Origin of the sequence: Ectobacillus ponti (assembly GCF_024294785.1) — a bacterium.
Taxonomy (GTDB): domain Bacteria; phylum Bacillota; class Bacilli; order Bacillales; family Bacillaceae_G; genus Ectobacillus; species Ectobacillus ponti.
Window position 1 is genome coordinate 43,643 of record NZ_JANCLT010000015.1, and the last position, 24,005, is coordinate 67,647.

The window sequence follows — 24,005 nt, forward strand, 5'->3', positions numbered from 1 at the left end:
CACCCGTTTTTCTTTACAGATTTACGCCGCGCATGCTGGCCTCCGGATAACGGGAGCCGGCTGCGATGCCCTGCGGCGCCGCCTCGTCAATCCGGCGCAGGTCTTCCACTGTCAGCTCAATGTCCAGCGCCTTTACGTTTTCTTCGAGATACTTTCTCCGCTTTGTGCCCGGGATCGGGACGATGTCCTCACCTTGTGCCAGCAGCCATGCCAATGCGAGCTGGGATGGTTGGCAATCCTTTTCGGCTGCAATTTCCTGAATCCGGGCGACAAGCTCCAGGTTCTTCTTGAAGTTTTCGCCTTGGAAGCGCGGGGAGAAGCGGCGGTAATCGTCTTCTGCCAAGTCTTCAAAGCGCTGGATCTGCCCGGTCAAAAAGCCGCGGCCAAGCGGGCTGTACGGCACAAAGCCGATGCCGAGCTCGCGGCACAGCGGGATAATTTCATCCTCCACGTCACGGCTCCACAGGGAGTATTCGGTTTGCAGCGCCGTAATTGGATGAACAGCATAGGCGCGGCGGATGGTATCCGGTGCCGCTTCTGACATGCCGAGATAGCGCACTTTGCCGGCCTTCACCAAATCCGCCATGGCACCAATGGTTTCTTCAATCGGCGTGTTCGGGTCCACGCGGTGCTGATAATAGAGGTCGATGTAATCGACGCCGAGGCGCCGCAGGCTCGCATCGCAGGCCTCCTTCACATATGCAGGCCGGCCGTTGACGCCGAGAAAAGCCCCGTCCGCGCTGCGTACATTGCCAAATTTGGTCGCGATGATGAATTCGCCACGGCGCCCTCTAATGGCGCGCCCCACCAGTTCCTCGTTCCGGCCCACTCCATACATGTCGGCTGTGTCGAGGAAGTTCACGCCCAATTCCTTGGCGCGATGGATGGTTTGGATGGATTCCTCATCGTTTTGGCCGCTGTAAAAGTCAGACATGCCCATGCAGCCAAGTCCCAGCGCTGATACTTTCAAATCGCTTTTGCCCAAGTGTCTTGTTTTCATGTAAATGCCTCCTTAATAGATTTCCCTTCTCTATCATGCCCGTATTGTTTTGACTGAACCGGCTGTACTCTCACTGTAGCAAATATAGGCACGTTGTACATAATAGGCGGCTCAACATTCGTAAAATACATAATATATGGCACGGTGCTGGTTGGCAGACAGTCTTGTGAAGCGGCGCCACTTCAGATTTTGATGGTATGTTCCCCATCCTATTAGTATAATTTACAATACCATGTCGAAACAACAGCGAAGGGGGAGCATTCATGGAGAACCGTTCGGAACGGAGAGCGAGGAAGCAGGCGCAAAAAGGCGCATTCAGAGGCAAGCGGCTGCTGCGCTGGGGCGCGATAGGGGCGGCAGCGGTCGGAGGTGCTGTCGCTGTCTTTCAGCTGCACGTGCTCGGGCCACAGGAGCAAGCAGCGCCAAAGCAGGTGGAGGCAAAGCCGGCAGCCAAGTCTGAGGGCCAAGCCGTGCACCTGACAGAAGCAATGGTGCGCACGCGGCTGCAAGAGTATGCGGCGGCTTATGTGGAAGCGCTGAATGCGAAGGATATACATAAGCTGGATAATTTCTTGGTGAAGGACAGCACATTTTATAATGAGGTGAACGATGGTATCTACCGGCTCAATATGGCCTCTGACCACGGCTCATTCCGCCATTTCAACCTCCCGTTTGCCAGCTTTGAAAATGGTGTGCTGAAAACCGGCCCGTGCACGCTGGAACGCACCATTAACAATGGGCAGAAGGACGTCATGCCGATCAGCCCGAAGACGTATCAAGTGACGCATGATGGCAAGCAAATCAAGTTCAACGTGAATTAATACATACTGGGAGGGATGCGGCGGCATCTCTCTTTTTTGCGGGATAGGTGGATAGGATGCCTGTTTTTTCGTCCTTTTGCCGGAGGAATCCGGAAAAACCCGTCAGGTTCTGAGAAAGATCGGTCAAGCTTTAAAAATAACCCGACAAGCCGGTAAGAAGAGGCAGTCACATGCCGGCAACTTCCCGCTTTTCCGGCATAAGCCCCGGCAAAGCCGGCATGTCAAAGAGAGTCGGATAGGAGCAGCTCACTTTTTTAATTTCATTTACCATAAGTGAGAGAAAAGATATCCAGAGAGCTAGACCTTATGGAACTCCCCTTTGTCCATATAATCTGTGCAGCGGACCGGATTTCCTTCATAGCGGGACAACTGCAGGGGAAGGATAAAGAAAAAAGAGGAACGGAGGCGCTGGAATGGGACGCGATTCAACCTGGGGGGAAGATAAGTGGACAGTGGCAGCCGAGAAGCTGGCGCTGCTGTCGGAGCCGGTTCCGCTCGAGGTCGTGCACATTTTAACGGAGCGGTCCAGCGTGGGCTTGAGCGAGCTGTGCCGCACGCTTCATCTCCCGAAGGAGTATGCGCTGCATCATTTGGCCGAGCTGGAGCAGGCGGGCATTGTCCAGCAGTGCGGGGAGGATGGGAAGCCCTGTTATGCCATTGCAGATGAAAAGATTAAGAAGGTCGTGGATATTTTGTTTGGCAACTGAGTCCTTTTCCGAAACATGTACATAAAAAAATACCGGTGCATGACCGGTATTTTAACATGGCGCAATGCGTGTGTCCAACGTCCAGCGCAGCCGGCGCACCCATTCTGCCTGGGCCTGCGGCGCGTGCTGTATCTTATGGAGCACCTGCCATACTTTGTATACACAGCAGCTTTGCAGCTGTTCGCTGCTGAAAGGCAGCGGCCGCACATGAAGGTAAGCGTTCAGAAAGCGGCGGTTCCACTCATCTGCCTGCTCCGGGTAGTGGAGCTTCGTAAACCAGCAGGTCCAGGCGAGGTCAAACAGCGGATGGTTCCACTCCGCCCACTCCCAGTCCAGAACTGTCAACCCTTCTGGTGTGTACAGTACATTGTGCGGGCCGTAGTCCCCGTGGGTAAGCGCAGTGAGCCCGCGGGGGAGACGCTTCAGCCATTCCTCTGATTGCACCGCGAGATCCTCCGGGACAAATGGCAGGTCTGTCTGCGGCAGTGTGCCTGTCCGAATCTCGGATTCCGGCCTGTAATCGTGCCGGTGCACGTGGGCAGCGAGTGTGCGGCCGAGAGACTCATACAGGGCAGACACATCGGGGCTGCCGCTGTCAAGCAGCGATTGGCCGTTTTGCCCTTGCCGGTAGTCCATAATGGCCGCCAGTTGATCCTCTTCCTCCCATACTGCGTACAGCTTCGGTACAGGAGCATCCTGCAGCTGCTGCAGACAGCGGACTTCATTCCGGGCGTCCTTGCTTCCTGCTCCTGAGATTTTGGCAACAAGAGGCGGATCTGTCCCTTCCAAGTAAAACATATCATTTGTATATCCGCCGCTTAGGCGCACAGGAGTGAATCCACCGTAATGTGCCTGAAGAAGCTGCTGCCATCCGGTTTGCATATGGCTCACTCCTTTGGAACCTCCAGTGACAGCGGCATGCCAAACTCCTGCGGCATGCCGGATTCCCAGTATGTAAATGGAATCTCGCCGTGCAGATTTGCGGTTGCTTTCCGGCCGGCCGCCAGGTCCATCATCCCCAGGCAATGGCCATTTATGATAAAAGCGACGCGGGAGCTGTCTTCCGTCCAGGCAAGCAGCACCTGTTCGTAGGCGGAAATCGGCGGTTCGATTTGATTATACATCCAGAGAGAATCGGTAATGCCCAGAATCTCGCCATTCGCAATGCGGGCGAGGTAGAGATAGGCTGTTTCTCCATTATCCTCAAAAAAGGCAGCAAATTCCTCAGAAGGTGCGATATTTTCAATAACATGGCTCATAGGAAATCCTCCGTATGCTAAATATGAAAGCACTTTCTATTATACTCGCTCTTCCGAAAATTTCCTACTGCCTGCAGGGGAACTGCGATATAATGAGGCGAAGGGGGGCTGAGGGAATGAAGGAATGGCTGACAGTGGTCAACGAACAGCGGGAGCCGCTCGGGCCGAAGCTGCGGGATGAGGTGCACCGGGACGGCGACTGGCATGAAACCTTTCACTGCTGGTTCGTTGAAAAAAGCGATGATACATATTTGTACTTCCAGCAACGTGCTTTCAACAAAAAGGATTTTCCCGGCTTGTATGATATTACAGCCGCGGGCCATATTGCGCACGGAGAAGAGCGGGAAGCGGCGGGGCTGCGGGAATTGGAAGAGGAACTCGGCATTCGGCTGGAGCTTAAAGAACTGACATACGCAGGCTATTATAAAGGAGTCTATGAGAGTCCGGGCTTTATAGACCGGGAGTTTTTCCATGTCTATTTCCATATGGTGAATGAACAGCCGTCCTTTGCGCCGGGTGAAGAGGTGGAGCGGATGATGAAAATGCCGCTGTCCTCGCTGGAAAGCCTGCTTCGCGGGGCCCAAGCCGTGCCGGTGCTGCTGGGTGAGGCGGGAGCTGTTTCTGCTGTCGTCGGAGCAGAGGAGTTTTGCCCGCATGAGCAAGCGTACTATCGATTTGTGCTGCAGCAAGCGCGGCAATTATAAGGGGGATAGGATGGAACAGTGGAAGCATTTATCTATGAACTATGGGAGCAGGATCAGCTGAAGCAGGCCGCAGCGCTGTTTCAAGCAAGCAGCCTGGAGCTGATCAGCACGTCTGAAAGCTTTGTGTACAGCGGAAGAAGAGAAGAACAAAATTTGATTTTGCGGGTGACGCACAGCTCGCACCGCAGTGAAGCGCAAATACAGGGGGAAATGGACTGGATTCAGCACCTTGGAGCCGCCGGCGTTCCTGTGTCGGCGCCGTTGGTTTCCATCCACGGACAGACAGTGGAACAGCTGGGGGCTTTCCTGATTACAGCGTTTGAACGGGCGCCGGGCCAGCACCCACAGCTGCATGAATGGGGAGAAGAGCTGTTTCGGGAATGGGGCCGGACCATTGGAGCGATGCACCGTGCTGCTGCTCTGTACGAGTTTGACAGCCGCCGCCCGCATTGGACAGAAGAGTACAACGTGGCAGCCATTCATGAGGTGCTGGCGCATGATCCGGAGCTGATTGCCTGTCAGCGGCAGCTGCTGGAGGAGCTTCACGCCTTGCCGCAGAACCGCAGCTCCTTCGGTATGGTCCACTCTGATTTTGAGGACGGCAATTTCTTTTTGTATGAGGGAAGGATTCACCCGTTTGATTTCGATGAGTGCCAGTATCATTGGTTTGCCTATGATATCGGCAACTCAATCCGGGCCGCTTCGTGGATTCTGCCGCTCGCAGCGCCGTCTTATACCTTGGAGCAGTTTGCCGGGCATTTTCTGGATGGCTACCGGCAGGAGCATGTCTTGGAGGCATTCTGGGTTCGGCAGCTGCCGCTGTTCATCCGCTTGCGGGAGCTGTGCATCTACGTATATTTGCACGGCAAGCGGGATGTGCAGAAGATGAGTGAAGAGGAGCAGGCATATTTGCGGCAGATGCGCAGCAATATTGTATGCGGCGTCTCGTGTGTATCCATGAATTTTGCCGAATGGGCACATCTGTATGTGTAAAACAAAAGGGCATCCGTATGGGTGCTCTTTCATTTTGATATCACAAGCACGCTCCTGAAGCATGATTCTTTTTACAGTGTCGATTTTGCAAAAAAGGAGTGGGCGGCACTTGTCCGTAGGCTGCGGAGCCGCTTCTTTTTTTGCCGCAAGCAGCAGACATGGTGGTAAAATGGAAGAAACAGGCATAGGTTGTGCCGGGGGAAATGGAGGAATGGGTATGAAGGGAGATACGTGGTTTCAGCATCTGCTGAAGCAGGCCGATGCCTCATTTGGCGGCTGGGATTTTTCTTATATCGCGGATACGGGCCGGATGGCAACAGAGCCGCTGCCATGGTCGTATGCGGTACAGGCCATGAGGGAAATGAAGAGGTCCAAAGCCATGCTGGATATGGGGACGGGCGGCGGCGAATTTCTGTCGCGGCTGGCGCCATTGCCGCTCTATACAGCCGCAACCGAAGCATATCCGCCGAATGTGGAGGTGGCCCGCCGCCGGCTTGAGCCGCTGGGTGTAGTGGTGCAGCAGATTGAGAATGACTATGAGCTGCCCTTCTTTGACAGCGAGTTCGACCTTGTAATCAACCGGCATGAGGCATATGCGGTTTCTGAACTGAAACGGATTCTGCAGCCGGGAGGCCGGTTCATCACCCAGCAGGTGGGCGGTCTTCACTTGGCGGATTTGAATGAACTGCTATGGGCGGGAAGCGGCCCGTACACACATTGGGACTTGGCCCATGCGGCGGCAGAGCTGGCCGAAGCCGGGTTCCGCATCCTGGAGCAGCAGGAGGCGTTTCCCTATCAGCGCTTTTATGATGTCGGCGCGCTTGTATATTATCTAAAAGCAATTCCATGGCAGGTGCCGGATTTCACGATTGAAGCATATGAAGCGGCGCTGTATGAGCTGCATCAGCTTATAGAGCAGAAAGGATACATTGAGGTGCGGATGCACCGCTTCTTTCTAAAATCCGAGCGGTAGAGGGCTGGCGCATTCAACTTTCCGAAGCTTGTCGCATATAGTAGTACAGGCAATTGGAAAGGAGGAGGCTGCGTGAAAGTGCTCGCAGCCGTCTGTGGAGCCGTCAGCGTTCTGACGTTGAACGCATTTTGGACCCTTGTGTTATCCGTGGCAGCCGGGGGAGCGGAGCTGCTCGTGCCCTGGCTCTATGTGGCAAGTTTGTTCGGTTTCGGGATGTATCTGGGCTATCGTCTGCCCGGCAGGGGGTGGCTGGTATGCATCGGTGTCCTCGCAGCAGCCTTCTGTTGGCAGCTGTGGGAGCTGGGCGGGGAATGGCAGCCGCCCGCTGTATATGCAATGCTTGGCAAGGATGCGCTGCTGATTGCCGGCTGTGTCTATTTCGGCAGCTTCATGTATACAGTTTTGTTTCCGCCGCCAACCTGATGCTTCCTGTAATTGGGAGAAGGCTGGCGCGGCAAAAGCGGGATACTAACAGAAAAAGAGGAGGGCCCGGGTCATGTTTGGCGTGCTTGTGCTGCTGATTCTCTGTACGTCGTGTCTCGTCAGCTATATGCTGTGGAAGGTGTTTCCGGGCAACCCCATTTTGCCCTACGTGCCTTCCATTCTGTATGCGTTCGGAGGAGCCTACTGTTTTGTGCTCGGTGCTGCCATAGGAGGACAATTGCGCGATGATGCAAAAGACTGGGCCATCGTGCTGCTGGCCACCGCTTTTGCAAGCTTTGGTATACCGGCCTGGATGCAATCCCGGAATGAAAAAAGCTGAAACACGCGTTTCAGCTTTTTGTGTATGTGCTGATGCTTTGGAGCTGCAGAGCCTCCGTAATGTTAAACTCTTTCTTTTGTTCTTCAAACTGCTTTTCATTATAGGGGCCATACCGTTTGTCGTGGCGGATATCTATAATCCAGTATTGCTCACGCTTGGCTTTGTTGAGAGAAGCATCCGGATTGGCAGAGTTTTCATCCGCCAACTGCTGCTTTGCCAAAATATAATTGTCATCCCAGGCCACTTCCGTAACAGTGGAAGGAATGAGCTGGGAGGCATGCAATGCGTCCATCTGCGGCACAATGGATGCCTGGCGCAGCATATAGTCGCTCCCAAGTTTGTATTCGGATATAGCTGAGGAACAGCCTGTTAAAAGCACAAGCAATACCGGCAGCATGAGTCGTTTTAACATGACAAGAACCTCCTTTTACGCATCTTTTTCTATTATGCCATAGTTTTCTTAATCTATCCTTTACTTTGCATCACAGGTTGCTGCAAAAGGCAGCCGCATGATACTATGGGGAGCGAGGCTTGAATAGAAAGGATGTACCCCATTATGAAGATTATACTCCATCATCCCTTGGCTGTCCTCAATCGTACCGGTGCGGCAGTTATGGATTTGTTTCTGATTTCGGTTGCATACGGCTTGATCGTTGGGGCAGTGACCGGGAATTATACTGCTATGTTAAACCGCTTCAATGTCAGCACAGGAAGTTCATTGTATGATATCCTGCTTGTGCTTGGCTTGATGGCACTGTATTTCATCGGGTTGCCGCTGCTTTGGGAAGGGGCTACAGTCGGCAAGCGCCTGACCCGGACAAGACTGGTGACCGTGGACGGCAAGCCGCCGGGACTTGGAACCCTTGTGCTGCGTTTTTTGGTGTTGGTGGTGCCCAATGTGCTCCTGCTCGGCATCCCTGCCATTGCAGCCATTTATATGATGCTGTTTCGCCGTGACAATCGGGGCTACCACGATCTCTTGGCCCGGACAAAGGTTGCGGGCTTGGGATAATATTATGTGTGCCCAAGGTGAATTTTCGTGGCATTTCGACCATGTTTTACAAAAGTGTGGTTGTTTTTGATTGGAATTGAAAGAAAATGAATAAAAAAATTTTTGGAAACTTCGAATTTTTACAAAATTCGATAAAGAAAATTGTTATAATGGGAGTTATATAGGACTGGCATCTCCTATATGAGTACCCTCCATTGATAGGCACGCAGCACTCGCGTGTCTCTTTTTTTGTTTTTCATTATGCTGTATCATGCGAGGTATTGTGGAAGAGGGGCAAGCCTCCCCGCCCATTTTGCAAAAAGGGACTAACAACGCAGCTGTCAAGTGCATACAATGCTAGTGAAAGCAGAACACCTCAAAGGGAGGTGAATTGAATGGACAATACAATGAAACTGTTTTTTGCAGTGCTGACAGGCTTCCTCTGGACAATGGTGGCTGGTACGCTTGATGCATCTCTTACAGCACTTTTCCATTATTTCTCCTTTGACGCGCTGGATGGATTCATCCATTTCTTGAAGTACGCCATCACGCTTATCGGTGGCTTTGCCGTTGCCTACTTTGGCTTCTTCCTGCTGCGCAGTGCATGGAAATCCCGCGGCAAGTTCTAAATCAAACTGTAAGCGGTTACAAAATGAAAGGGCAGGAAATTCCTGTCCTTTTTTTATTTTTCTGGCATATATGGTTGACACCTGAATACTATCTTGCTATTCTTAATTTCATAATTTTAAAAAAGTTGATGACGAGAAGAGTACAGGATGGAACTGGTTCCACAGAGAGTCGGCGTTTGCTGAGAGCCGATGAAGCAGCCATACTGGAAGATCATCTCCGAGACGTGCAGCCGAAGAGAGTAAGCTGTGCCGGATTGTCCGCCGTTAGCCGGACCGCGTATGATTGTACGTAAGTCGAGAGCCGCACGCTTGTGCGGAAGTAGGGTGGTATCGCGAGCAAGCTCGTCCCTAACCATAGGGGCGGGCTTTTTTATATTTACATAGGGGTGATGAAAGTGAAGAAGAAAGATACGCTGCTTGTAGGTTTGATGTTGTTTTCCATGTTTTTTGGAGCTGGAAACCTGATTTTCCCTCCGTTTCTCGGGATGCAGGCAGGACATGCCTTTTGGCCTGCCATCACCGGGTTCATTCTGACAGGGGTTGGTCTGCCGCTCCTGGTGCTCGCTGCGGCTGCCGCGGCGCGTGATGGGGCCCAGTCTCTTGGAAACCGGGTTCATCCAATATTCGGCTTGGTGTTCACCATTGTTGTGTATGTGTCCATCGGCCCGTTCTTTGGTATTCCGCGGAATGCGAATGTGGCGTTTGAAATGGGGCTGAAGCCGCTGCTCGGCTCCGGGGCCGCGGGGAGCCCATGGCCGCTGCTGCTGTTTACAGTTGTCTTTTTTGCGCTGGTGCTCTTTGTCAGCCTCAACCCGGTTAAGATGGTGGATTATATGGGGAAATGGATTACACCGGCACTGCTGCTGGCTATTGTGGTGCTCTGTGCTTTTGGTGCACTGCAGGACCAGAACAGCTTGCAGGAGCCGGCAGATGCATACGCCGCTGCCCCGCTCCTGCGAGGCTTCATTGATGGGTATTCTACGATGGATGCTTTGGCTGCCTTGGCATTTGGCATTGTCATCTTAACGACGTTATCACAAAAGGGCGTGCAAGGGCGCCGCGAGCTGACAAAGTTCACCCTGCAGGCCGGCCTTGTTGCGGGGGCTGCTCTTGCCGCCGTATACATCGGCATTGGCTGGCTTGGCGCGCACACTGTGCTGCAGGCGCCTGCTGAGAATGGGACAGCGCTGTTGGCCGGCGCGGCGTCTCACTTGTTCGGAAGGAACGGGACGGTGCTGCTTGGCTTCATCTTCACGCTGGCTTGCTTTACCACATGTGTTGGACTGACGATTGCCTGCAGCCAATACTTTGTAAAACTGACGGGGAAAGTGAGCTACCGGACGATGGCATACAGCCTGACTCTGCTGAGCTTCCTGGTTGCGAACCTTGGACTGAATCAAATCATTTCCATTTCTGTGCCGTTCCTGGTCATGGCATATCCGTTAACCATTGTGCTGGTGCTGCTTTCCTTCCTGCCTGTATCACGGATGGTGTACGGCAGCGCCATGCTGCTGACAGGGCTTTCCGCCCTGTATGATGGGCTTGGCATGCTCGGCCTGCACCTGCCTGTTTTACAGAAGGCGGCCAGTCTGCTGCCGTTTGCCGCATATGGATTGGGATGGGTAACGCCTGCCGCCGCAGGCGCCCTGCTCGGATTGGTGTGCGAGAAAGCTTTTGGAGGAAAAAGGGAAGAGCCGCAGCGCAAGGCAGCATAATAAATAGTAGAAAAGCGTACATCAGCCGGATGTACGCTTTTCTTTCTTACAGGCTATTTAAGAATGACTCCAGGCGGTCGCAGCCTTCCTTCAGCATTTCAAGGCTGTAGGCATAAGAGAGGCGGACATAGCCTTCCCCGTATTCGGAAAATGCAGTGCCCGGCACGAGAGCAAGTCCCGCTTCCTCGACGAGCTTCATGGCAAAGTCAAAGGAGGACATGCCGAACTGGCCGATGTAGGGGAAGAGGTAGAACGCGCCGGATGGCTGTTCTACTGTCAGCCCCATGCTGGTCAGGCGGTGATAGACATAGTCCCGGCGCTTTTTATACTGATGCCGCATCATACGAGGTGCTTCCTTCGCATTCGTAAGCGCCTCAATGCCGGCGTACTGCGAGATGGAAGTGGCGCAGGTGACGTTGTACTGGTGCACCTTCAGCATTTCCTTTGTGATAAAGCCCGGAGCAAACAAGAAGCCGATTCGCCAGCCTGTCATGGAATGGGATTTCGATAAGCCGTTAATCACAATGGTTTTATCGCGCATCCCCGGAAATGTGGAGATGGAACGGTGGGCGCCATCGTACACAAGCTCGCTGTAAATTTCATCTGACAGGACGAAGATGTCTCGATCAGCCAGCACAGCCGCAATATCTGCCAGTTCTTCGGCGCTTAACGTGACGCCGGTCGGGTTGGACGGATAGGGCAGCACGACACACCGTGTCTTATCTGTAATATGCTGCTGCAGCGCTTCGGCTGTGAGACGGAAGCCGGTTTCCCGGACATCGACAAAGACAGGCACCGCTCCGCAAAGCCGGATGATGGGCTCATAGCCCGGATACACCGGGGCGGGCAGAATGACTTCGCAGCCTTCCTCGAGAATGGTCCGGAACGCAACATCAATGGCTTCGCTGGCACCGGATGTGACAATGATTTCGCTTGCCGCATCGTATGCCATCCCGTAACGCTCCTGTACAAACGCAACAGCAGCCTGGCGCAGCTCGAGCAGTCCGGCGTTGTGGGTGTAGCCTGTCATATTTTCCGAAATCGCCCGCTTTCCGGCCTCCTTCACGAAGGAGGGAGTCGGAAAATCGGGCTGGCCGATGGTAAGAGAGACAAGATTGTCATATTGCTGAATGAGGTTGAAGAATTGGCGGATGCCGGAAATTTGAATGTCCTTTACCCGTGAATTTAGTAGATGTTCCATATTGATATCCTCTCTGTCCGCTACAAAATTTTTTTCTATTTTACCACAATTCCCCGCAATTTGTTTGGGAAGTTTGCGGCAAAGGAAAAGTTTTGCAGAAAAATGCAGGCAGGCAGGAGGCAGACGGATCATCTCGTATATTACAAATAAGAGTATAAGAGAAGGGGAGGGGACGGCTTGATTTCTATTTGCGCTATAGCCGGCGGGCAAGTGAAGGCGGATGTGCCGCTTGAGGAGGTCAATCTATTACAAGAAACAACATGGTATTGGGTGGACCTTCAGGAGGCGACAACGGAGGAATGGCAGCGGGTGCTGCAGGAGAAGTTCCGGTTTGATGAGACGGCAGTGCAGGCTTGCCTGGTTGAAGGGGAACGCCCGCAGCTGCGCATTTTCGACTCCTATTACCTGATTGTCGCCAACGCAATTTCCGAGGAGGATTTGGCGCCAAAGGAGGTCAATATATTTATTAACAAGAACTACCTTGTCACCTTTCACCAAACCAAAAACCCGGCTGTGGAGCGGGTCATGCGGAGTCTGCGGCAGAACCCGAATGAAGATATGGCAAAGGGCCCTCTCTATACGCTGTATTATATTTTTGACCAGATTGTGGACCAGTATTTCCCTCCGCTGTACCGGATTGAAGACCGATTAAATGAGATGGACGATGATATTAGTGTGGAGGGTGCGAAAAACTCGCTGACGGAGCTGTTTCAAATCCGGTCCGATTTGGCCCGCATCCGGCGTTTCCTCGTCCCGATGCGCGATTTGCTGTACCGTATTATTCATTCCCACCGGTTTGAGCGGTTTGAGGACGAAGAGCTGCATCGGGAGAAGCGCTTTACAGAAATTTATGAGCATCTGGTCAAGCTCGTGGAGGAGGTGGAATCCAGCCGGAATTTGGTCTCGGATATCCGCGACAGCTATATGTCCATTTCCAGTGACTTTGCCAATGACATTATGAAAAAGCTGACCATTGTTTCCACCATTTTTATGCCGCTTACTTTTATCGTTGGGGTGTACGGGATGAACTTCCGGTATATGCCGGAAATTGGATGGCGCTTCGGCTATTTTATCATCATGGGGATTATGGCTGGAATTTCCTTCTTTATGTACAGGTGGTTTAGGAAAAAAGGCTGGTTTGATAAAAAATAGATAAATTTCCCTAACGTTTCTGTAAAGAAGTGAATATAATACCAAACCTATCATAAGTATGATGATAATCTCTTGGAAAACGGTGGTGAAGGGATGCAACAAACCTTTTGCAAGGACTTGGTATATGACCCGTTGTATCGGCACGAAGTGAAAGCATTGCCGCATGAGATGGAGCTGTTTCAGTCCAAGACGCTGCGGCGGCTGAAGTTTCTCAGCCATTACGGTACAGCCTCTCTGTATTCATCCATTATGCACTCCCGCTTAGATCATACAATTGGGGTTTGGTCCATTATCGCCCGTTTCTTTCCGCAGGACAAGGAATTGCGGCTTGCCGCTCTGCTGCATGATATCGGCCATCTGCCATTTTCACATGCGGTGGAAAAAACACTCGGCTTCAATCATCATGCCAATACAGAACGCATGATCCGCGAGGGCGAAGTAAATCGGATTCTGCGAAAATATGGATACAACGGGGAACGCATAATTGCGCTTCTAAACAGTGACACGCCGCTGACGAATCAAACGAAATTTCTGGGGACGGACCACTTTGACAGCTTCCTGCGCGATGCTTACTTGGTCGGCAGTACAACGAAGAAGCCGGGGGAATTGCTGGATGCCGTTCGTTTCAACGGCAATTATATTGAAACAGACCTTGAGACAGGCTTGCATATTCTTGACGCCATGGTGGCCGACCATGTTTCATTCCTGAACCCGCATGCCATTGCCATCGACGGCTTATTATCGCAGGCAGTGCTTGCATACGCCCGTTATCACGAGGTGGAGCTGTCGTTCATTGAACCGCTGACAAACTATGAGCTTCTCTATCATCTGCAGACGAGTGAATGTCCTTATGTCAGTGAACTCGTAAATGTGATTCTTTGGGAACCGCACCGCATTGCTATTTCTGAAGAAGCGAGAGAAGGAGCCCTGCAGGTGGATGTGAAGAAGGTGTACGATAAAGAGGTGCTGGTGGGCGGGAAGGAAATTACGTTGTGGAGCGCAGAAGCGGTGTGCAAGCTGGAGCAGGTACGGGCGCTGCAAAAATCATACTATATATCGTATGACATAGAGAAAAAGCCGTGACGCGAAAGGTCACGGCTTTTTCGCTTTTCTTAGTAGCCGTAGTCCCAGTCGATTTCTTCATCTTCCGGCCAAAGAAAGGCAGCGTCAGCCTGCTGCTTCATTCTTTGTGCCACATCCTGCGCAACATGCTCGAGTACAGTGAATGTTTCTTCCTTTACCATAATGAGTGTCATGGCTCTCATCCTCCGTTTCCTTATTTCCGTTTTTATTGTACTGCCATAGCAGGAGATAAGATACCCCATTTTCCAGTTGTTTGGTAAATTGTAACATTTATCACAAAGGGCTGCTGGGAATTTGCAATACGTATCGGCAGGCGTGTACGGCTCTGATGAGGAGCCCGCTCTTCACAACATGATGCACAACTGCCACTTCGCTTTGTCCACAAGGCAAATCAAGAAAACCCGCAGGGAGGTTCCTGCGGGCTGCTGGTTTGGTTTAGGAGTGGCTGTCGGCTTTGCTTGGCTTTGTCCGGCCGAACATGCCGCGCAGCGTCTTGAGCAAGCCGCCCTCCTGCGCAGCGGCTACCATGCGTTTGGTTTCCTGGATTTCACGCACGAGGCGCATGAGCTGTTCATCACGGCTGGATTCCTTTGTGTAGACATGGTTAATGAGATTGTTCATCCGCTCGTCCTGCTTGGCTTCCTGGGAGCAAACCTGATTGATGATTTTGCCCATTTTCTCGTCCTGCTTCACATCCTGGTTATGCATGTGCTGCAGCAGCTTGCCGAGCTTTTCCTCCTGCTTCGCATCCTTTTTGCTGATCTGGCTCATAACCTGGTTCAGCTTCTCGTCCTGCTTCTGGTCCGTCTTATTCACCGTCGTCAAAACATCCTGCAGCATATCGGTCTGCTTCGATTCCTTGACGTAGACATGATGCATCAGCTCATCCAGCTTTTCGTCCTTTTGGCGATTTTGAGAGATGAGCGTGGAGTTTTGATGGATAATGGCTTCATTCAGCTGAGCCAGGTTGTCGAGCTTGCTCATGAACTCCTCGAACCGCTTGCTTTGCTCCCGGATGGTGACCGTGACATCCTCCTGCAGGGCCGGCGGAGCAATGGAAGCCACAACGGCTGCAGGAGCAACAGCGCGAAGCGGCGCCGGGGCTTCGGCAGCCTGCAGCTGCTGCACAGGCTTGTTCTCCTTCGGCTGCTGTTCCTGCAGCAGATACTGCACCACCTCTGTGACATCCTCGTGCAGGGATTGCACGCGCTCATGAATGGCTTTCAGCAAGCGCAAATCCTCCAGCTTGAAGACACGATCTGTCCCCATTCGGCTGATGGAGTATCCGTGCTGCTCCAGCGTCTGGCTATATGTGCGAACGAGATTTCGGGGAATCCCTGTTTTGTTGGTGACATCTTTTGTTTTGAATGTTCCTGTCATGACTAAATCCTCCCAAAAATTTATCGTATTTACAATTTCCATGCTTGGGAGTACTCTTCCTTTGAAAAAGAATGTCGGAAACTTGGAAGTTTTCTACAGCTATCGGGGAAAACGGCTAAAAACCGGGAGGGAGGAGTGTGAGAAATGTTAGATTTTCGGGAAAGGGGGGGAGAGGCCGCACGCTTGCAGGAGCGGACAGCCGCGAAAAACAGAGCAGCCTTCAAGAGGCGGTGGGCGCAGAGAGGTCAACATACAGGGAACAGTCCGCAAGCTGCCCGAGCTGCCACCACCAATGAGTGGCTGGGTATGCCTTGGAGAGGGAGCAGGAAAGCCCTTGCTGGAGCTGTCTGGCATTGTGCAGCAGCAGACGATCGTAGTTGCGAAGCTCCTTCTGCTGGGGTTCCCCCCAAGCAATGCCGGCAATGAAGCTGCGAAGGCGCAGCATCATGATGACCTGCCGCGGGCGCGGCTGGATCAGCTGTACATAGTATCCATACTGCTTAATTGCCTCATTCACGGAAATCCCTCCTGATTCATTTTCTGCAGTGTAGCAAACAACAGCGGCAGCCAGCAAAACCCTGAAATGGAAAGGATCCAGCGAAAATGCACGCATTCCTTCTAAACACTGCAGCTTTTTGCCGGCTATGGTTTCTTTTATTCAGGGTATTGTCATAAAATTATGGTAGGAGTTTGTGCCGGCATTTCGCGAACAGGCGCAGATGAAACGAAGCATGAGCGTTTGGTATATAATGCAGCGAGAAGCGGGGTGGAGCAAATGATGCCGGAAGAAACTGTCACTGTATTCCTCCTGGTACGCCATCAGAATGAGCAGGCTGCCCAAAGCCAGCTGGTTTGCCGGCCGGGAGATTGTATCGTTATGGAACTGCATGCCGTAAACAGGGGCAGAGAAGAAGCTGCGGACATATCTGTCAGCCATATGCTCCGCGATCACCTTTCCTATGTGCCGGACACGCTGCGCGCCGATCAGGGAGACGCAAAGCTTCTGTTCCGGCTGCTGCGCTGGAAGGTTCCCTCATTGGCGCCGCAGGCTGCGGCGAAAATAAGCTTGCATTTGTATGTACAAAAAGAAAACCCGCAGCACACAGTTCCATTAGGCGCAGCCTATACATATTGGCAAGGCGGCAACAGGTATGGTCCACAGGAAGCTGCGGGTGCAGTATTGTATCAAAAAGATGCTATGAGCGGACATGAATGAAGCGCCGCTTCGGGCATTGCCAATGAGGGGACGGAAGGCTGTCCTCTTTTTTCTGCTTCCCGGCCTTGCTAGAATAGTCCGTGCTTCTTCAGCAGCTCCTTCTGCTCTTTTCCTTTCTTCGTAATGTAGTTATTCTTGAAGCCGAAGTAGAGAATGAAGAGGAAGGCTGCGATATTCACAATGGAATCAATTTGCTCATTGGTAATGAAAGTAAAGCCGAATGATTCCAGCAGCAGCTTCAACGAAAGAAGAAAGCCGGCAAAGTAGCGGACAATATCCGGATAATCCTTAAAGCTCATGAAATCCCTCCTTTCTCGGAGGCTTGTTTCTATCTCTTCTATATACAATATGAAGCATGATAAGAAAAGACACTGGTTTCGCAGTCAGCTGCAGCATCATTTTTTGCAATTCTGCTGCATACACAAGCATCCCTAGTTAACGGGCATACCATATTACTAGATAGGGGATTATTCTAAAAAACATGGGGAAGCGGGGGATCAGCGTCTATGTGCTGAGAAGAGCATCGGCATGTGATAAGTACTGCTGACCGCTACAGGCTGGGGAAGCATCTTTTGGGGCATATAACAGCGGCTGCAGCTTCGGAACGGATGTACTAGCGGCGGCAAGGCGCATAAGGCGGTAATTTTTTCTAGAATCCTATTATGAGACTCTTCAAAAATATCTCAACTGCTAATATAATGTAATGGAGATACACAAAAAAAGGAAAAAATGGGTGCGGAGCAGTACGGCTCTGCACCATTTATTTGCTGTATACGTAGGAAGAGGCTGCAGAAGGGATTGATAGAAATGAGGGGATTACAGCGCTCTAATCGAAAGAAGACGAAGCGCAGGCTTTTGGCAGTGGGAGTTATTGCCGCTATTGCCATATCTGCAGCGCTATGGAGCAGTCTGCAGTCGGCGAAGGCTGCTTCCGGTCGGGTGAACACTGTGTTTCTGGCAGGGGAGCAGCCGCAGGGGGAATTGAAAATGAGCGCGCCTGAACGATATGGCGGCCATGTGCGAAAGGTTGTGTACTTAACCTTTGATGACGGCCCGAGCCCATACCAAGAAAAAATTCTGGATATCTTGGAGCAAAACAGCATTAAAGCAACCTTTTTTATGATTGGCACGAATATTCCGGTATACGAAAAGAGCGTGAAGCGTCTGGTAAAGGCAGGCCACTATCCGGGACTGCACAGCATGACGCATAACTATAAGAAGCTGTATACAGAGGGCCAAATTGTCGCAGAAATGCAGCAGGTGCAAGGAATTGTCCAACAGGTCACGGGGATGCAGGTGCACTTGACAAGGTGTCCATATGGCAGCATGCCTGGTTTGACAGAGGCATTGCGGAAGCAAATGGCAGATGCGGGCCTCAGAGAATGGGATTGGACGGTGGATTCCTTGGACTGGAAGCTGCCGGGCAACCCAGGGGCTGTAATCCAAAATGTAGTGGCTGCTTCGACCAGGAATCGGGAAGTCATTCTGCTCCACGAGAAGCCTCAGTCCGTGCAGGCGCTGCAGCCGATCATTGATGAACTGCGCAAAAAAGGCTACGAGTTTGAGGTATATGATGAAGCAGCCCACGTGCCCATTAATTTTTGGCATGATGAAAGACTGTAAAGGTAAGGGGAGATTTTGGTGAGACAGAAACGGCAGGCGATACTTTTGCTCTTAACAGCAGGTCTGTTAAGCGGCTGCTTCGGCCCAAAGCCGGAGGAGGAGCTGTACACGATCTTTGAGGGAGCCGTCAAGAAGGAGCAAAGCTTGCCCGAAAAGGCAACGCAGCTGGAAAAGCTGGAAAAGCACACCTATGAGCTGTACGATAAAATCCTGCAGGATGGCAAGGAGGACAGTGCGGCAGCCGGGCAATCGATTCAACAGGCGCTGAAGGACGTACAGGAGCGGGAAACGCTGTTGGGGGAAGAGCAGAAGCTCCTCGAAGCAGCCCGGCAGGAGATGAAAGCTGCAGCAGGCAAGGAGAAGCAGCTGAAGGATGATTCTCTGAAAAAGCAGGCAGCTAAGGTTGAGGCGTTGTATACATCCAGATATGACGCGTTTCAAAAGATGCGAAGCAGCTATATACAGCTGTTGGGGGCAGAAAGACAGCTGTATACGATGCTGCAGGAAAAGCAGGTTTCCCTGAAAGCCATCAGCGATCAGGTGAAGGCAGTGAATGAACTGAACAAGCAGGTTGCGGACGAACGCACGGCATTCAATGAGCATACAAAGAATTACAATCGGGAAAAGGTTGCTTTCTACCGGACAGCCGGCCTGAAAATCAAAGAATAAAAAAGGTTTCTTCAAGCAGCTGTTTGCTTGCAGAAACCTTTTTTTGCAGGCCGAGGGACCTGTTCCTTGTGCGGGGGCGACAGTCGGGAAGGAGCGGCTGTTAGCGCCGGCGGTTTGGCATATACGTACTTTGCTTGTACCAAGGTGTGGTTTGCTTGGCTTTGTTCGCCTCTTCCATTGCCTCCGGGCCGATATATTGCTGCAGAAGACGCTTGGCGGCAGACAAGGAGAGCGTTGGCTTCGGATTGCGATATGTGTCATTCAGTTCGCCTAAGTGCGGCAAGGTTTGAAAGTCTTCCTTAGCGGGTGGAAGATGAAAATAGTAGCTTCCTGCTTTCACCAGCACATCGGATTGTTGCTTGCTGAGACGCGGATTGCGGGAAAAGTGCAGTCCTTCCTTCTTGGCTTGGCCTTCAGCAATCAGCTTTTCCAGGGTGCGGCGCTTGAGCCAGTACAAATATTTCGGGTCAGGCGCTGATTTTGCATGGCTGTTCACCACGAACACAGCCTGCGCCAGCTGCTCAAGAGCAGGAGAACCTCCCTTGGTATGGGATGAATTCTGTTTCATCATCTTCACTCCTTTCCACTTTCACAGTAACATGCTTGCTATTCTTTGGCAATATTCTATACCTTTTGGCAGCAGGATAGCAATCTTCCTCCCATTTTAAATCAGGAAGGAAAGAACCGTTCGAAATCAGGCGAAGCAGCTCCATGTGAATAGAGCAGCCGGCATGAAGGTGATGGCTGTTCAAACTGTCATTCCACCTTCTCGCGGGAGGATTCCTGATGCTTTTGCTTGAATCTCCGCAGCTCAAGCCAGCAGCCGGACAGGGAAGTCAGGATGAGGAACATGCAGCAGAGAGAGAGAACAAACGGAGCGAGCAGCAGCCGGGCAGGGGGTTGCCCCGAATGTACAATGCCCCAGTAGTAGGATGGAACGGAAGCTGCAGGATTCATGGTTTGCTCAATAAAGGGAAAGGGATAGCCAAAGCGCAGCTGCAGCCAACTGCCTGCATGTTCAATTGTTGCTTCCGTCAGCAATGGCGTGGCCAAGGTTAAAATCATACTCCAGAAAAGCAGCAAAGCCAATGTTTGCTTTGTCACAGCCGCCCCCTCCTTTTTGTTATGGATATAGGTACATTCTACGGGATTTTTCTGCTATCCTTCCCGATTTGGAACTTGACGAGGTTCTGACAAAGAAAGACCATTTCCGCAAGGGAAGTGGCCTTATAGCTTGTGGGTTTGCCATATCAGTAGAAAAATCCAGGGCCGAAGCCGCCGCCGCCGCCAAAGCCACCGCCGCCAAAGCCACCGCCGCCAAAGCCACCGCCGAAGCCGGGACCGAAGCCGCCGCCGAAGCCGGGACCAAAGCCGCCGCCAAAACCAGGACCGTAGCCATAGCCATAGCCGTAGCCATAGAACGGTCTTGGAGCGAACAAAGCGCCTCCGAGGAGCCCGCCTGCCAAGCCTGCCAAGAGCGGCACGCCGAGCGGAAAGAAGCGGGAGTCGCCTTGAACGGGCACCGGTGCCGAGCGGAACGATTCAACAGGCTGATAGTAAGGATACATGGTAAAACCTCCTTAGTTATACTCATAGTATCCTATGGAGCGGTCCCGCACCATGAGCCAGTACAGCGGAGAAACCTGTTGAAAATGGGCGAATGCTACTCTCTGTGCATCGTAAATACAACAATTTCCGGACGCGACAAGAAGCGGAAGGGAACACGCGTCATGCCGAGGCCGCGGCTGACGAACAGCGTCAGCTTGTAGGCGCCTGTTATGGTATAAAAGCCTTCGGTATAGATGCGCGCCAAAGGCGGTGTGATGACCGGCCCAAAGAAAGGAAGCTTTACTTGCCCGCCGTGGCTGTGGCCGGACAGCTGCAAATTCACCGGATAATCGGCAATACGCGGTGCCACGTCAGGTTCATGTGCCAGCAGAATGGTGAATACATCCGGATGGGCCAACTGAGCTGTCTTTTCAGGCTCCGGATGCCCCAGCATCATATCATCGAGACCAAGCACGGCAATTTCGCTTCCATCAAGAAGGCGGATCCGGGCTTCTTCGTTTTGCAGCAGCCGAAAATCGGCGCGTGTCATTAAGGTTTTATATAATTCTGTTCCATAGCCTCCATGATCATGGTTGCCGTAAATGCAATATTTTCCAAGTGGTGCCTGAATGCGCTTCAGGAGCTGCCAGATTTCCTCCGTGCTGCCGAAGCTGCGTTGGTCATCCATTAAATCGCCGGTAAAGAAAACAACGTCAGGAGATTGGGCGTTAATTGTATCCACCACACGGCGCAGCTGTCCGATGGAATAATGATAGCCGAGATGCAGGTCGCTGAACTGTACAATTTTGATGCCGGCAAAGCTCTTTGGAATCAGGGGAGAACGGACAGTGTGCTTGGATATCCCCAGCAGCTTCGGCTCTATATAACGGGCATAGTAATAGCCGATGCCGGTTGTCAGCAGCGTATATAAGGAACCGCGCCAGGCGCGTTTTAAGAATTGCCTTCTTGTGATCATGTAAGAGGCATGCCGGGCACGCCTGTCCCTCCTTTCCCGTGTGATTATGTATAGGCATGCTTCATTATATCATGTTTGTCCTGCAGATATGAGAGGAGAGGGGAACTTCCACAATTTAGAGAATTTTGAATGGTCAGCGACAAATCAGGTGAAATATGGTAAAATGAATGTGTATTCATTTTTGAGGGGGTTGGGAGATGAAGGGGAAGGTTGCGATTGTAACCGGCGGCTCCAGCGGCATGGGGAAAGCAATGGCAGCACGCTTTGCCAAGGAAGGCGCATATGTGGTGATTGCGGGACGAACAGTGGAAAAGCTCGAGGAGGCCAAACGGGAAATTGAGACATTTGACGATCAGGTCCTCTGTGTGCAGATGGATGTGCGCCGGCCGGAGGATTCCGGGCGGCTTGTACAGGAGGCTGATGCTGCGTTTGGCAGAATCGATTTCCTGGTTAACAATGCCGCAGGCAATTTCATTTGTCCGGCTGAGGAGCTGTCCGTGAACGGCTGGAATGCTGTTATTAATATTGTATTAAACGGCACGTTCTATTGCACCAGTGCGGTCGGCAAGTACTGGATTGAAAAAGGGATCAAGGGAAGTATTTTGAATATGATCGCTACATATGCCTGGGATGCCGGCCCTGGGGTCATTCATTCTGCGGCAGCGAAGGCCGGTGTTCTGGCGATGACCCGGACATTGGCAGTGGAGTGGGGCCGAAAGTATGGCATCCGCGCCAATGCTGTCGCGCCCGGCCCAATTGAACGGACCGGCGGCGCAGACCGCCTTTGGGTATCTGAGGAGGCTGCGCAGCGCACGCTTCAAAGTGTGCCGCTTGGCCGTCTCGGCACACCTGAGGAAATTGCCGGCTTGGCCTTCTACCTGTTCTCTGAAGAGGCCGGTTATATTAACGGCGCCTGCTTTACCATGGATGGCGGCCAGCATTTAAATCAGCATCCATTCTGATAAGATCTGAATCTTCTATATGCAGTTCATGAAATGAAAAAGGGATGGTCCGGAAGGTCCGGACCATCCCTTTTGCCGGGAAGGGGAGATCCAGTTGCGCAGATTTAATCAAGTAATAGACGGATACGTATATACAGGCTTGGAACAGCCGGCAGCAGAAGAACCGACAATGGTCTGTTTGCACTGGGATGCGCCTGGGCAAGTCGCGGCGTGCATGCTGGAATGGATGGAATCTGTGTAAGGGCAAGGAAAAAATAGTACATGGACAGGGAAGCCCCATGGTATAATCTTTGAAAATGGGGCGGGGGTGACTTTGTTGGATGCTTTGGACATAATGGCGAATTTGGAACGGGTGCGGCCGTACTATCAGGCAATTTTCAGTGCCGACGAGCACACGATTGTCGGTTATGAGGTTACGGGCCGCATTGACTTGGGGGCAGGTGCGGAAAGTCTCGTATCCTTCTTCCGGGATGAAGCCGTTCCGGATGAATACCGCTTGGAGGTGGACAATCTCATCCTTGAGCAAGCTTTGCAGCGGATGCTGGAAACGGACCAGGCTCATTTGTTGTTCATCCACCGCAATGCAAATCTGCTCATGCGCGATCAGGAGGACAGCTTCTTGCAGCTGCTGTTCGCATATGAAAAGAAGGGGCTCAAGCTCAGCTGCATTGTGCTTGAAATTACAGAGCATGATTTCACAGGAAATCCGGACCAGCTGAATCATCTGCTTGTATACTACCGTACATATGGCCTGCAGTTGGCAATCAACAAGGTTGGCATCGGCAGAAGCAACCTGGAGCGGCTCAGTCTGCTGGCGCCGGATATTTTAAAAATTGAGCTTGGCAACATGCGCCAGACAGCCATGCTGCAGTCTTACCAGGACATTTTATACTCATTGTCCCTCATGGCAAGACGGACCGGGGCAACACTGCTCTATGAAGATATTGATGCGTTCTATCAGCTGCAATACGCATGGCGGAATGGCGGCCGCTATTATCAGGGAGACTATCTGCAGGAGTTTCGCCCGGATTTGCTGCCGCGGGATCTGCTGAAGGAGCGGCTGCGGAGAGAGTGCCATGAGTTTATCCTTCATGAGAAGAAAAGGCTCCATAAGGTGTATGACTTGACCGTGGAGCTGCGCAGCCGAATAAGCCACATTCTTGCCAAGCACAGGATGGATCAGCTGGATCAGTGGCTTTTGGCGGCGGGCCGGGATTTGGCAGATTGCAGCTTCCGGCTGTATATATGTGATGAGGACGGATTTCAGCAGACAGCCAACGCGATGCGGCAAGGCGGGAGCTGGGTGCTGATGCCTGAATATATGCAGAAGAACTGGAGCTGGCGCCCTTACTTTTTGGCGAACATCATGCAGATGCGCTTTGAACAAAAGGGGCGGCTGTCGGATTTGTATGCTGATATCGAGACCGGGGAAATGATCCGCACCTTTTCATTTCCCATCGCGGCTGACCGGTATGTGTTCATTGATTTGGCCTATGAATTCTTATATGAGCGGGATGTGCTGCTGTAGCACGAAAGAGAGTACCGGGGGAGTCTGGTACTCTCTCTTTTTTTGTTGAGACCGTCGGCCTCAAATGCCGGAGCTGTTTTGTCCTACAAAATATGTTGTGGTTTTGTTTATC

31 protein-coding genes, 1 pseudogene and 1 other annotated feature are annotated in these 24,005 nt (G+C 52.0%); of the genes and pseudogenes, 18 read left to right on the forward strand and 14 right to left on the reverse strand.

Translation table 11 applies throughout. The features are described from left to right. Window positions 1–13 precede the first annotated feature (13 nt). The gene (locus NK662_RS20230; protein WP_254760777.1) at window positions 14–1,000 is read right to left on the reverse strand and encodes an aldo/keto reductase; all 987 of its coding nucleotides are present in this window, start codon (window positions 998–1,000) and stop codon (window positions 14–16) included. Between the two features lie 263 nt (window positions 1,001–1,263). Between NK662_RS20230 and NK662_RS20235 the strand changes: the two genes are divergently transcribed. Together NK662_RS20235 and NK662_RS20240 are read left to right on the forward strand one after the other, a co-directional pair. Beyond that, window positions 1,264–1,821 carry a hypothetical protein gene (locus NK662_RS20235; protein WP_254760778.1) on the forward strand — a complete coding sequence of 186 codons (558 nt, stop codon included), beginning with the start codon at window positions 1,264–1,266 and terminating at the stop codon, window positions 1,819–1,821. Between the two features lie 413 nt (window positions 1,822–2,234). Beyond that, a complete protein-coding gene (locus NK662_RS20240) occupies window positions 2,235–2,528 on the forward strand; it encodes an ArsR/SmtB family transcription factor (RefSeq protein WP_254760779.1) in 294 nt (97 codons plus the stop codon). Between the two features lie 51 nt (window positions 2,529–2,579). Here the strand turns inward: NK662_RS20240 and NK662_RS20245 are convergent, their stop codons facing one another. Together NK662_RS20245 and NK662_RS20250 are read right to left on the reverse strand one after the other, a co-directional pair. Next, window positions 2,580–3,410 carry a phosphotransferase family protein gene (locus tag NK662_RS20245; protein WP_254760780.1) on the reverse strand — a complete coding sequence of 277 codons (831 nt, stop codon included), beginning with the start codon at window positions 3,408–3,410 and terminating at the stop codon, window positions 2,580–2,582. A gap of 5 nt (window positions 3,411–3,415) precedes the next feature. Next, window positions 3,416–3,787 (reverse strand): DUF2251 domain-containing protein, encoded by a 372-nt coding sequence (locus NK662_RS20250; protein WP_254760781.1) that lies wholly within the window; start codon window positions 3,785–3,787, stop codon window positions 3,416–3,418. Window positions 3,788–3,903: 116 nt separating this feature from the next. On the opposite strand from NK662_RS20250, the gene NK662_RS20255 reads away from it, so the two are divergent. The 5 genes from NK662_RS20255 (at window position 3,904) to NK662_RS20275 (ending at window position 7,220) form a co-directional block, all read left to right on the forward strand. Continuing rightward, complete coding sequence (locus tag NK662_RS20255; RefSeq protein WP_254760782.1) at window positions 3,904–4,491, forward strand: NUDIX hydrolase; 588 nt, start codon at window positions 3,904–3,906, stop codon at window positions 4,489–4,491. A gap of 18 nt (window positions 4,492–4,509) precedes the next feature. After that, the gene (locus tag NK662_RS20260; protein ID WP_254760783.1) at window positions 4,510–5,484 is read left to right on the forward strand and encodes a phosphotransferase enzyme family protein; all 975 of its coding nucleotides are present in this window, start codon (window positions 4,510–4,512) and stop codon (window positions 5,482–5,484) included. A gap of 217 nt (window positions 5,485–5,701) precedes the next feature. Continuing rightward, window positions 5,702–6,457 carry a class I SAM-dependent methyltransferase gene (locus NK662_RS20265; RefSeq protein ID WP_254760784.1) on the forward strand — a complete coding sequence of 252 codons (756 nt, stop codon included), beginning with the start codon at window positions 5,702–5,704 and terminating at the stop codon, window positions 6,455–6,457. Window positions 6,458–6,529: 72 nt separating this feature from the next. Next, window positions 6,530–6,880: a hypothetical protein gene (locus NK662_RS20270; RefSeq protein ID WP_254760785.1), complete on the forward strand. Its 351-nt coding sequence runs from the start codon at window positions 6,530–6,532 to the stop codon at window positions 6,878–6,880. A 73-nt stretch (window positions 6,881–6,953) separates the two neighbouring features. After that, window positions 6,954–7,220 carry a hypothetical protein gene (locus tag NK662_RS20275; RefSeq protein WP_254760786.1) on the forward strand — a complete coding sequence of 89 codons (267 nt, stop codon included), beginning with the start codon at window positions 6,954–6,956 and terminating at the stop codon, window positions 7,218–7,220. A 10-nt stretch (window positions 7,221–7,230) separates the two neighbouring features. On the opposite strand, the gene NK662_RS20280 is transcribed toward NK662_RS20275, so the two are convergent. Then, window positions 7,231–7,632 carry a DUF3997 domain-containing protein gene (locus NK662_RS20280; RefSeq protein WP_254760787.1) on the reverse strand — a complete coding sequence of 134 codons (402 nt, stop codon included), beginning with the start codon at window positions 7,630–7,632 and terminating at the stop codon, window positions 7,231–7,233. Between the two features lie 144 nt (window positions 7,633–7,776). Here NK662_RS20280 and NK662_RS20285 point away from each other — a divergent pair, with 144 nt between their 5' ends. From NK662_RS20285 to brnQ, 3 genes are all read left to right on the forward strand, one after another. Next, complete coding sequence (locus NK662_RS20285; RefSeq protein WP_254760788.1) at window positions 7,777–8,232, forward strand: RDD family protein; 456 nt, start codon at window positions 7,777–7,779, stop codon at window positions 8,230–8,232. Between the two features lie 374 nt (window positions 8,233–8,606). After that, on the forward strand, window positions 8,607–8,840 hold the full coding sequence (locus NK662_RS20290; RefSeq protein ID WP_254760789.1) for a hypothetical protein: 234 nt from the start codon (window positions 8,607–8,609) through the stop codon (window positions 8,838–8,840). A gap of 119 nt (window positions 8,841–8,959) precedes the next feature. Beyond that, window positions 8,960–9,193, forward strand: a binding site (T-box leader). Window positions 9,194–9,229: 36 nt separating this feature from the next. After that, complete coding sequence (gene brnQ / locus NK662_RS20295; RefSeq protein ID WP_438503645.1) at window positions 9,230–10,555, forward strand: branched-chain amino acid transport system II carrier protein; 1,326 nt, start codon at window positions 9,230–9,232, stop codon at window positions 10,553–10,555. Window positions 10,556–10,601: 46 nt separating this feature from the next. On the opposite strand, the gene NK662_RS20300 is transcribed toward brnQ, so the two are convergent. Next, a complete protein-coding gene (locus tag NK662_RS20300; RefSeq protein ID WP_254760791.1) occupies window positions 10,602–11,756 on the reverse strand; it encodes an aminotransferase A in 1,155 nt (384 codons plus the stop codon). A gap of 177 nt (window positions 11,757–11,933) precedes the next feature. Between NK662_RS20300 and corA the strand changes: the two genes are divergently transcribed. Together corA and NK662_RS20310 are read left to right on the forward strand one after the other, a co-directional pair. Then, complete coding sequence (gene corA, locus NK662_RS20305; protein WP_254760792.1) at window positions 11,934–12,908, forward strand: magnesium/cobalt transporter CorA; 975 nt, start codon at window positions 11,934–11,936, stop codon at window positions 12,906–12,908. Between the two features lie 93 nt (window positions 12,909–13,001). Further along, entirely contained in the window at window positions 13,002–13,991 is a 990-nt protein-coding gene (locus NK662_RS20310) for an HD domain-containing protein (RefSeq protein WP_254760793.1), read from the forward strand. 29 nt (window positions 13,992–14,020) lie between these two features. Here NK662_RS20310 and NK662_RS20315 read toward each other — a convergent pair whose 3' ends face one another. The 4 genes and pseudogenes from NK662_RS20315 to NK662_RS20325 all read right to left on the reverse strand — a co-directional run bounded on the left by NK662_RS20315 (window position 14,021) and on the right by NK662_RS20325 (window position 15,888). Continuing rightward, on the reverse strand, window positions 14,021–14,164 hold the full coding sequence (locus NK662_RS20315) for a hypothetical protein (RefSeq protein WP_254760794.1): 144 nt from the start codon (window positions 14,162–14,164) through the stop codon (window positions 14,021–14,023). A gap of 262 nt (window positions 14,165–14,426) precedes the next feature. Next, complete coding sequence (locus NK662_RS24380; RefSeq protein ID WP_438503646.1) at window positions 14,427–14,831, reverse strand: DUF3967 domain-containing protein; 405 nt, start codon at window positions 14,829–14,831, stop codon at window positions 14,427–14,429. Continuing rightward, window positions 14,820–14,993: pseudogene (locus NK662_RS24385) on the reverse strand (DUF3967 domain-containing protein); the annotation flags it as partial. The pseudogene NK662_RS24385 and the gene NK662_RS24380, both read right to left, overlap by 12 nt. Before the next feature lie 598 nt (window positions 14,994–15,591). Beyond that, window positions 15,592–15,888 carry a hypothetical protein gene (locus NK662_RS20325; protein WP_254760796.1) on the reverse strand — a complete coding sequence of 99 codons (297 nt, stop codon included), beginning with the start codon at window positions 15,886–15,888 and terminating at the stop codon, window positions 15,592–15,594. A gap of 162 nt (window positions 15,889–16,050) precedes the next feature. On the opposite strand from NK662_RS20325, the gene NK662_RS20330 reads away from it, so the two are divergent. Next, on the forward strand, window positions 16,051–16,587 hold the full coding sequence (locus NK662_RS20330) for a hypothetical protein (RefSeq protein ID WP_254760797.1): 537 nt from the start codon (window positions 16,051–16,053) through the stop codon (window positions 16,585–16,587). A gap of 68 nt (window positions 16,588–16,655) precedes the next feature. Here the strand turns inward: NK662_RS20330 and NK662_RS20335 are convergent, their stop codons facing one another. Then, entirely contained in the window at window positions 16,656–16,886 is a 231-nt protein-coding gene (locus NK662_RS20335; protein WP_254760798.1) for a phage holin, read from the reverse strand. Window positions 16,887–17,394: 508 nt separating this feature from the next. Between NK662_RS20335 and NK662_RS20340 the strand changes: the two genes are divergently transcribed. Together NK662_RS20340 and NK662_RS20345 are read left to right on the forward strand one after the other, a co-directional pair. Then, the gene (locus NK662_RS20340; protein WP_254760799.1) at window positions 17,395–18,210 is read left to right on the forward strand and encodes a polysaccharide deacetylase family protein; all 816 of its coding nucleotides are present in this window, start codon (window positions 17,395–17,397) and stop codon (window positions 18,208–18,210) included. A gap of 18 nt (window positions 18,211–18,228) precedes the next feature. Further along, entirely contained in the window at window positions 18,229–18,879 is a 651-nt protein-coding gene (locus NK662_RS20345) for a YkyA family protein (RefSeq protein ID WP_254760800.1), read from the forward strand. 100 nt (window positions 18,880–18,979) lie between these two features. On the opposite strand, the gene NK662_RS20350 is transcribed toward NK662_RS20345, so the two are convergent. The 4 genes from NK662_RS20350 to NK662_RS20365 all read right to left on the reverse strand — a co-directional run bounded on the left by NK662_RS20350 (window position 18,980) and on the right by NK662_RS20365 (window position 21,403). Beyond that, window positions 18,980–19,447, reverse strand: a complete 468-nt coding sequence (locus tag NK662_RS20350) for a YkyB family protein (protein ID WP_254760801.1) — start codon at window positions 19,445–19,447, stop codon at window positions 18,980–18,982. A 188-nt stretch (window positions 19,448–19,635) separates the two neighbouring features. Continuing rightward, window positions 19,636–19,983 (reverse strand): hypothetical protein, encoded by a 348-nt coding sequence (locus tag NK662_RS20355; RefSeq protein WP_254760802.1) that lies wholly within the window; start codon window positions 19,981–19,983, stop codon window positions 19,636–19,638. A 146-nt stretch (window positions 19,984–20,129) separates the two neighbouring features. Further along, window positions 20,130–20,447, reverse strand: coding sequence for a hypothetical protein (locus NK662_RS20360; protein WP_254760820.1), 318 nt, complete (start codon window positions 20,445–20,447; stop codon window positions 20,130–20,132). A 95-nt stretch (window positions 20,448–20,542) separates the two neighbouring features. After that, on the reverse strand, window positions 20,543–21,403 hold the full coding sequence (locus tag NK662_RS20365; protein ID WP_254760803.1) for a metallophosphoesterase: 861 nt from the start codon (window positions 21,401–21,403) through the stop codon (window positions 20,543–20,545). Between the two features lie 197 nt (window positions 21,404–21,600). Between NK662_RS20365 and fadH the strand changes: the two genes are divergently transcribed. The 3 genes from fadH (at window position 21,601) to NK662_RS20380 (ending at window position 23,893) form a co-directional block, all read left to right on the forward strand. Beyond that, window positions 21,601–22,365 carry a 2,4-dienoyl-CoA reductase gene (gene fadH / locus NK662_RS20370; RefSeq protein WP_254760804.1) on the forward strand — a complete coding sequence of 255 codons (765 nt, stop codon included), beginning with the start codon at window positions 21,601–21,603 and terminating at the stop codon, window positions 22,363–22,365. A 94-nt stretch (window positions 22,366–22,459) separates the two neighbouring features. Next, complete coding sequence (locus tag NK662_RS20375; RefSeq protein ID WP_254760805.1) at window positions 22,460–22,606, forward strand: hypothetical protein; 147 nt, start codon at window positions 22,460–22,462, stop codon at window positions 22,604–22,606. A 72-nt stretch (window positions 22,607–22,678) separates the two neighbouring features. Continuing rightward, window positions 22,679–23,893 (forward strand): EAL domain-containing protein, encoded by a 1,215-nt coding sequence (locus tag NK662_RS20380; protein ID WP_254760818.1) that lies wholly within the window; start codon window positions 22,679–22,681, stop codon window positions 23,891–23,893. The last annotated feature ends 112 nt before the right edge of the window (window positions 23,894–24,005 follow it).

Excerpts from the sequence above, each read along its gene's own strand:
- NK662_RS20230 (WP_254760777.1), bottom strand. The coding sequence starts at position 1,000 with ATGAAAACAAGACACTTGGGCAAAAGCGATTTGAAAGTATCAGCGCTG.
- NK662_RS20235 (WP_254760778.1), top strand. The coding sequence starts at position 1,264 with ATGGAGAACCGTTCGGAACGGAGAGCGAGGAAGCAGGCGCAAAAAGGC.
- NK662_RS20240 (WP_254760779.1), top strand. The coding sequence starts at position 2,235 with ATGGGACGCGATTCAACCTGGGGGGAAGATAAGTGGACAGTGGCAGCC.
- NK662_RS20245 (WP_254760780.1), bottom strand. The coding sequence starts at position 3,410 with ATGCAAACCGGATGGCAGCAGCTTCTTCAGGCACATTACGGTGGATTC.
- NK662_RS20250 (WP_254760781.1), bottom strand. The coding sequence starts at position 3,787 with ATGAGCCATGTTATTGAAAATATCGCACCTTCTGAGGAATTTGCTGCC.
- NK662_RS20255 (WP_254760782.1), top strand. The coding sequence starts at position 3,904 with ATGAAGGAATGGCTGACAGTGGTCAACGAACAGCGGGAGCCGCTCGGG.
- NK662_RS20265 (WP_254760784.1), top strand. The coding sequence starts at position 5,702 with ATGAAGGGAGATACGTGGTTTCAGCATCTGCTGAAGCAGGCCGATGCC.
- NK662_RS20275 (WP_254760786.1), top strand. The coding sequence starts at position 6,954 with ATGTTTGGCGTGCTTGTGCTGCTGATTCTCTGTACGTCGTGTCTCGTC.
- NK662_RS20280 (WP_254760787.1), bottom strand. The coding sequence starts at position 7,632 with ATGTTAAAACGACTCATGCTGCCGGTATTGCTTGTGCTTTTAACAGGC.
- NK662_RS20285 (WP_254760788.1), top strand. The coding sequence starts at position 7,777 with ATGAAGATTATACTCCATCATCCCTTGGCTGTCCTCAATCGTACCGGT.
- NK662_RS20290 (WP_254760789.1), top strand. The coding sequence starts at position 8,607 with ATGGACAATACAATGAAACTGTTTTTTGCAGTGCTGACAGGCTTCCTC.
- brnQ (WP_438503645.1), top strand. The coding sequence starts at position 9,230 with ATGAAAGTGAAGAAGAAAGATACGCTGCTTGTAGGTTTGATGTTGTTT.
- NK662_RS20300 (WP_254760791.1), bottom strand. The coding sequence starts at position 11,756 with ATGGAACATCTACTAAATTCACGGGTAAAGGACATTCAAATTTCCGGC.
- NK662_RS20310 (WP_254760793.1), top strand. The coding sequence starts at position 13,002 with ATGCAACAAACCTTTTGCAAGGACTTGGTATATGACCCGTTGTATCGG.
- NK662_RS20315 (WP_254760794.1), bottom strand. The coding sequence starts at position 14,164 with ATGACACTCATTATGGTAAAGGAAGAAACATTCACTGTACTCGAGCAT.
- NK662_RS24380 (WP_438503646.1), bottom strand. The coding sequence starts at position 14,831 with ATGCTGCAGGATGTTTTGACGACGGTGAATAAGACGGACCAGAAGCAG.
- NK662_RS20330 (WP_254760797.1), top strand. The coding sequence starts at position 16,051 with ATGGTAGGAGTTTGTGCCGGCATTTCGCGAACAGGCGCAGATGAAACG.
- NK662_RS20335 (WP_254760798.1), bottom strand. The coding sequence starts at position 16,886 with ATGAGCTTTAAGGATTATCCGGATATTGTCCGCTACTTTGCCGGCTTT.
- NK662_RS20340 (WP_254760799.1), top strand. The coding sequence starts at position 17,395 with ATGAGGGGATTACAGCGCTCTAATCGAAAGAAGACGAAGCGCAGGCTT.
- NK662_RS20350 (WP_254760801.1), bottom strand. The coding sequence starts at position 19,447 with ATGAAACAGAATTCATCCCATACCAAGGGAGGTTCTCCTGCTCTTGAG.
- NK662_RS20360 (WP_254760820.1), bottom strand. The coding sequence starts at position 20,447 with ATGTATCCTTACTATCAGCCTGTTGAATCGTTCCGCTCGGCACCGGTG.
- NK662_RS20365 (WP_254760803.1), bottom strand. The coding sequence starts at position 21,403 with ATGATCACAAGAAGGCAATTCTTAAAACGCGCCTGGCGCGGTTCCTTA.
- fadH (WP_254760804.1), top strand. The coding sequence starts at position 21,601 with ATGAAGGGGAAGGTTGCGATTGTAACCGGCGGCTCCAGCGGCATGGGG.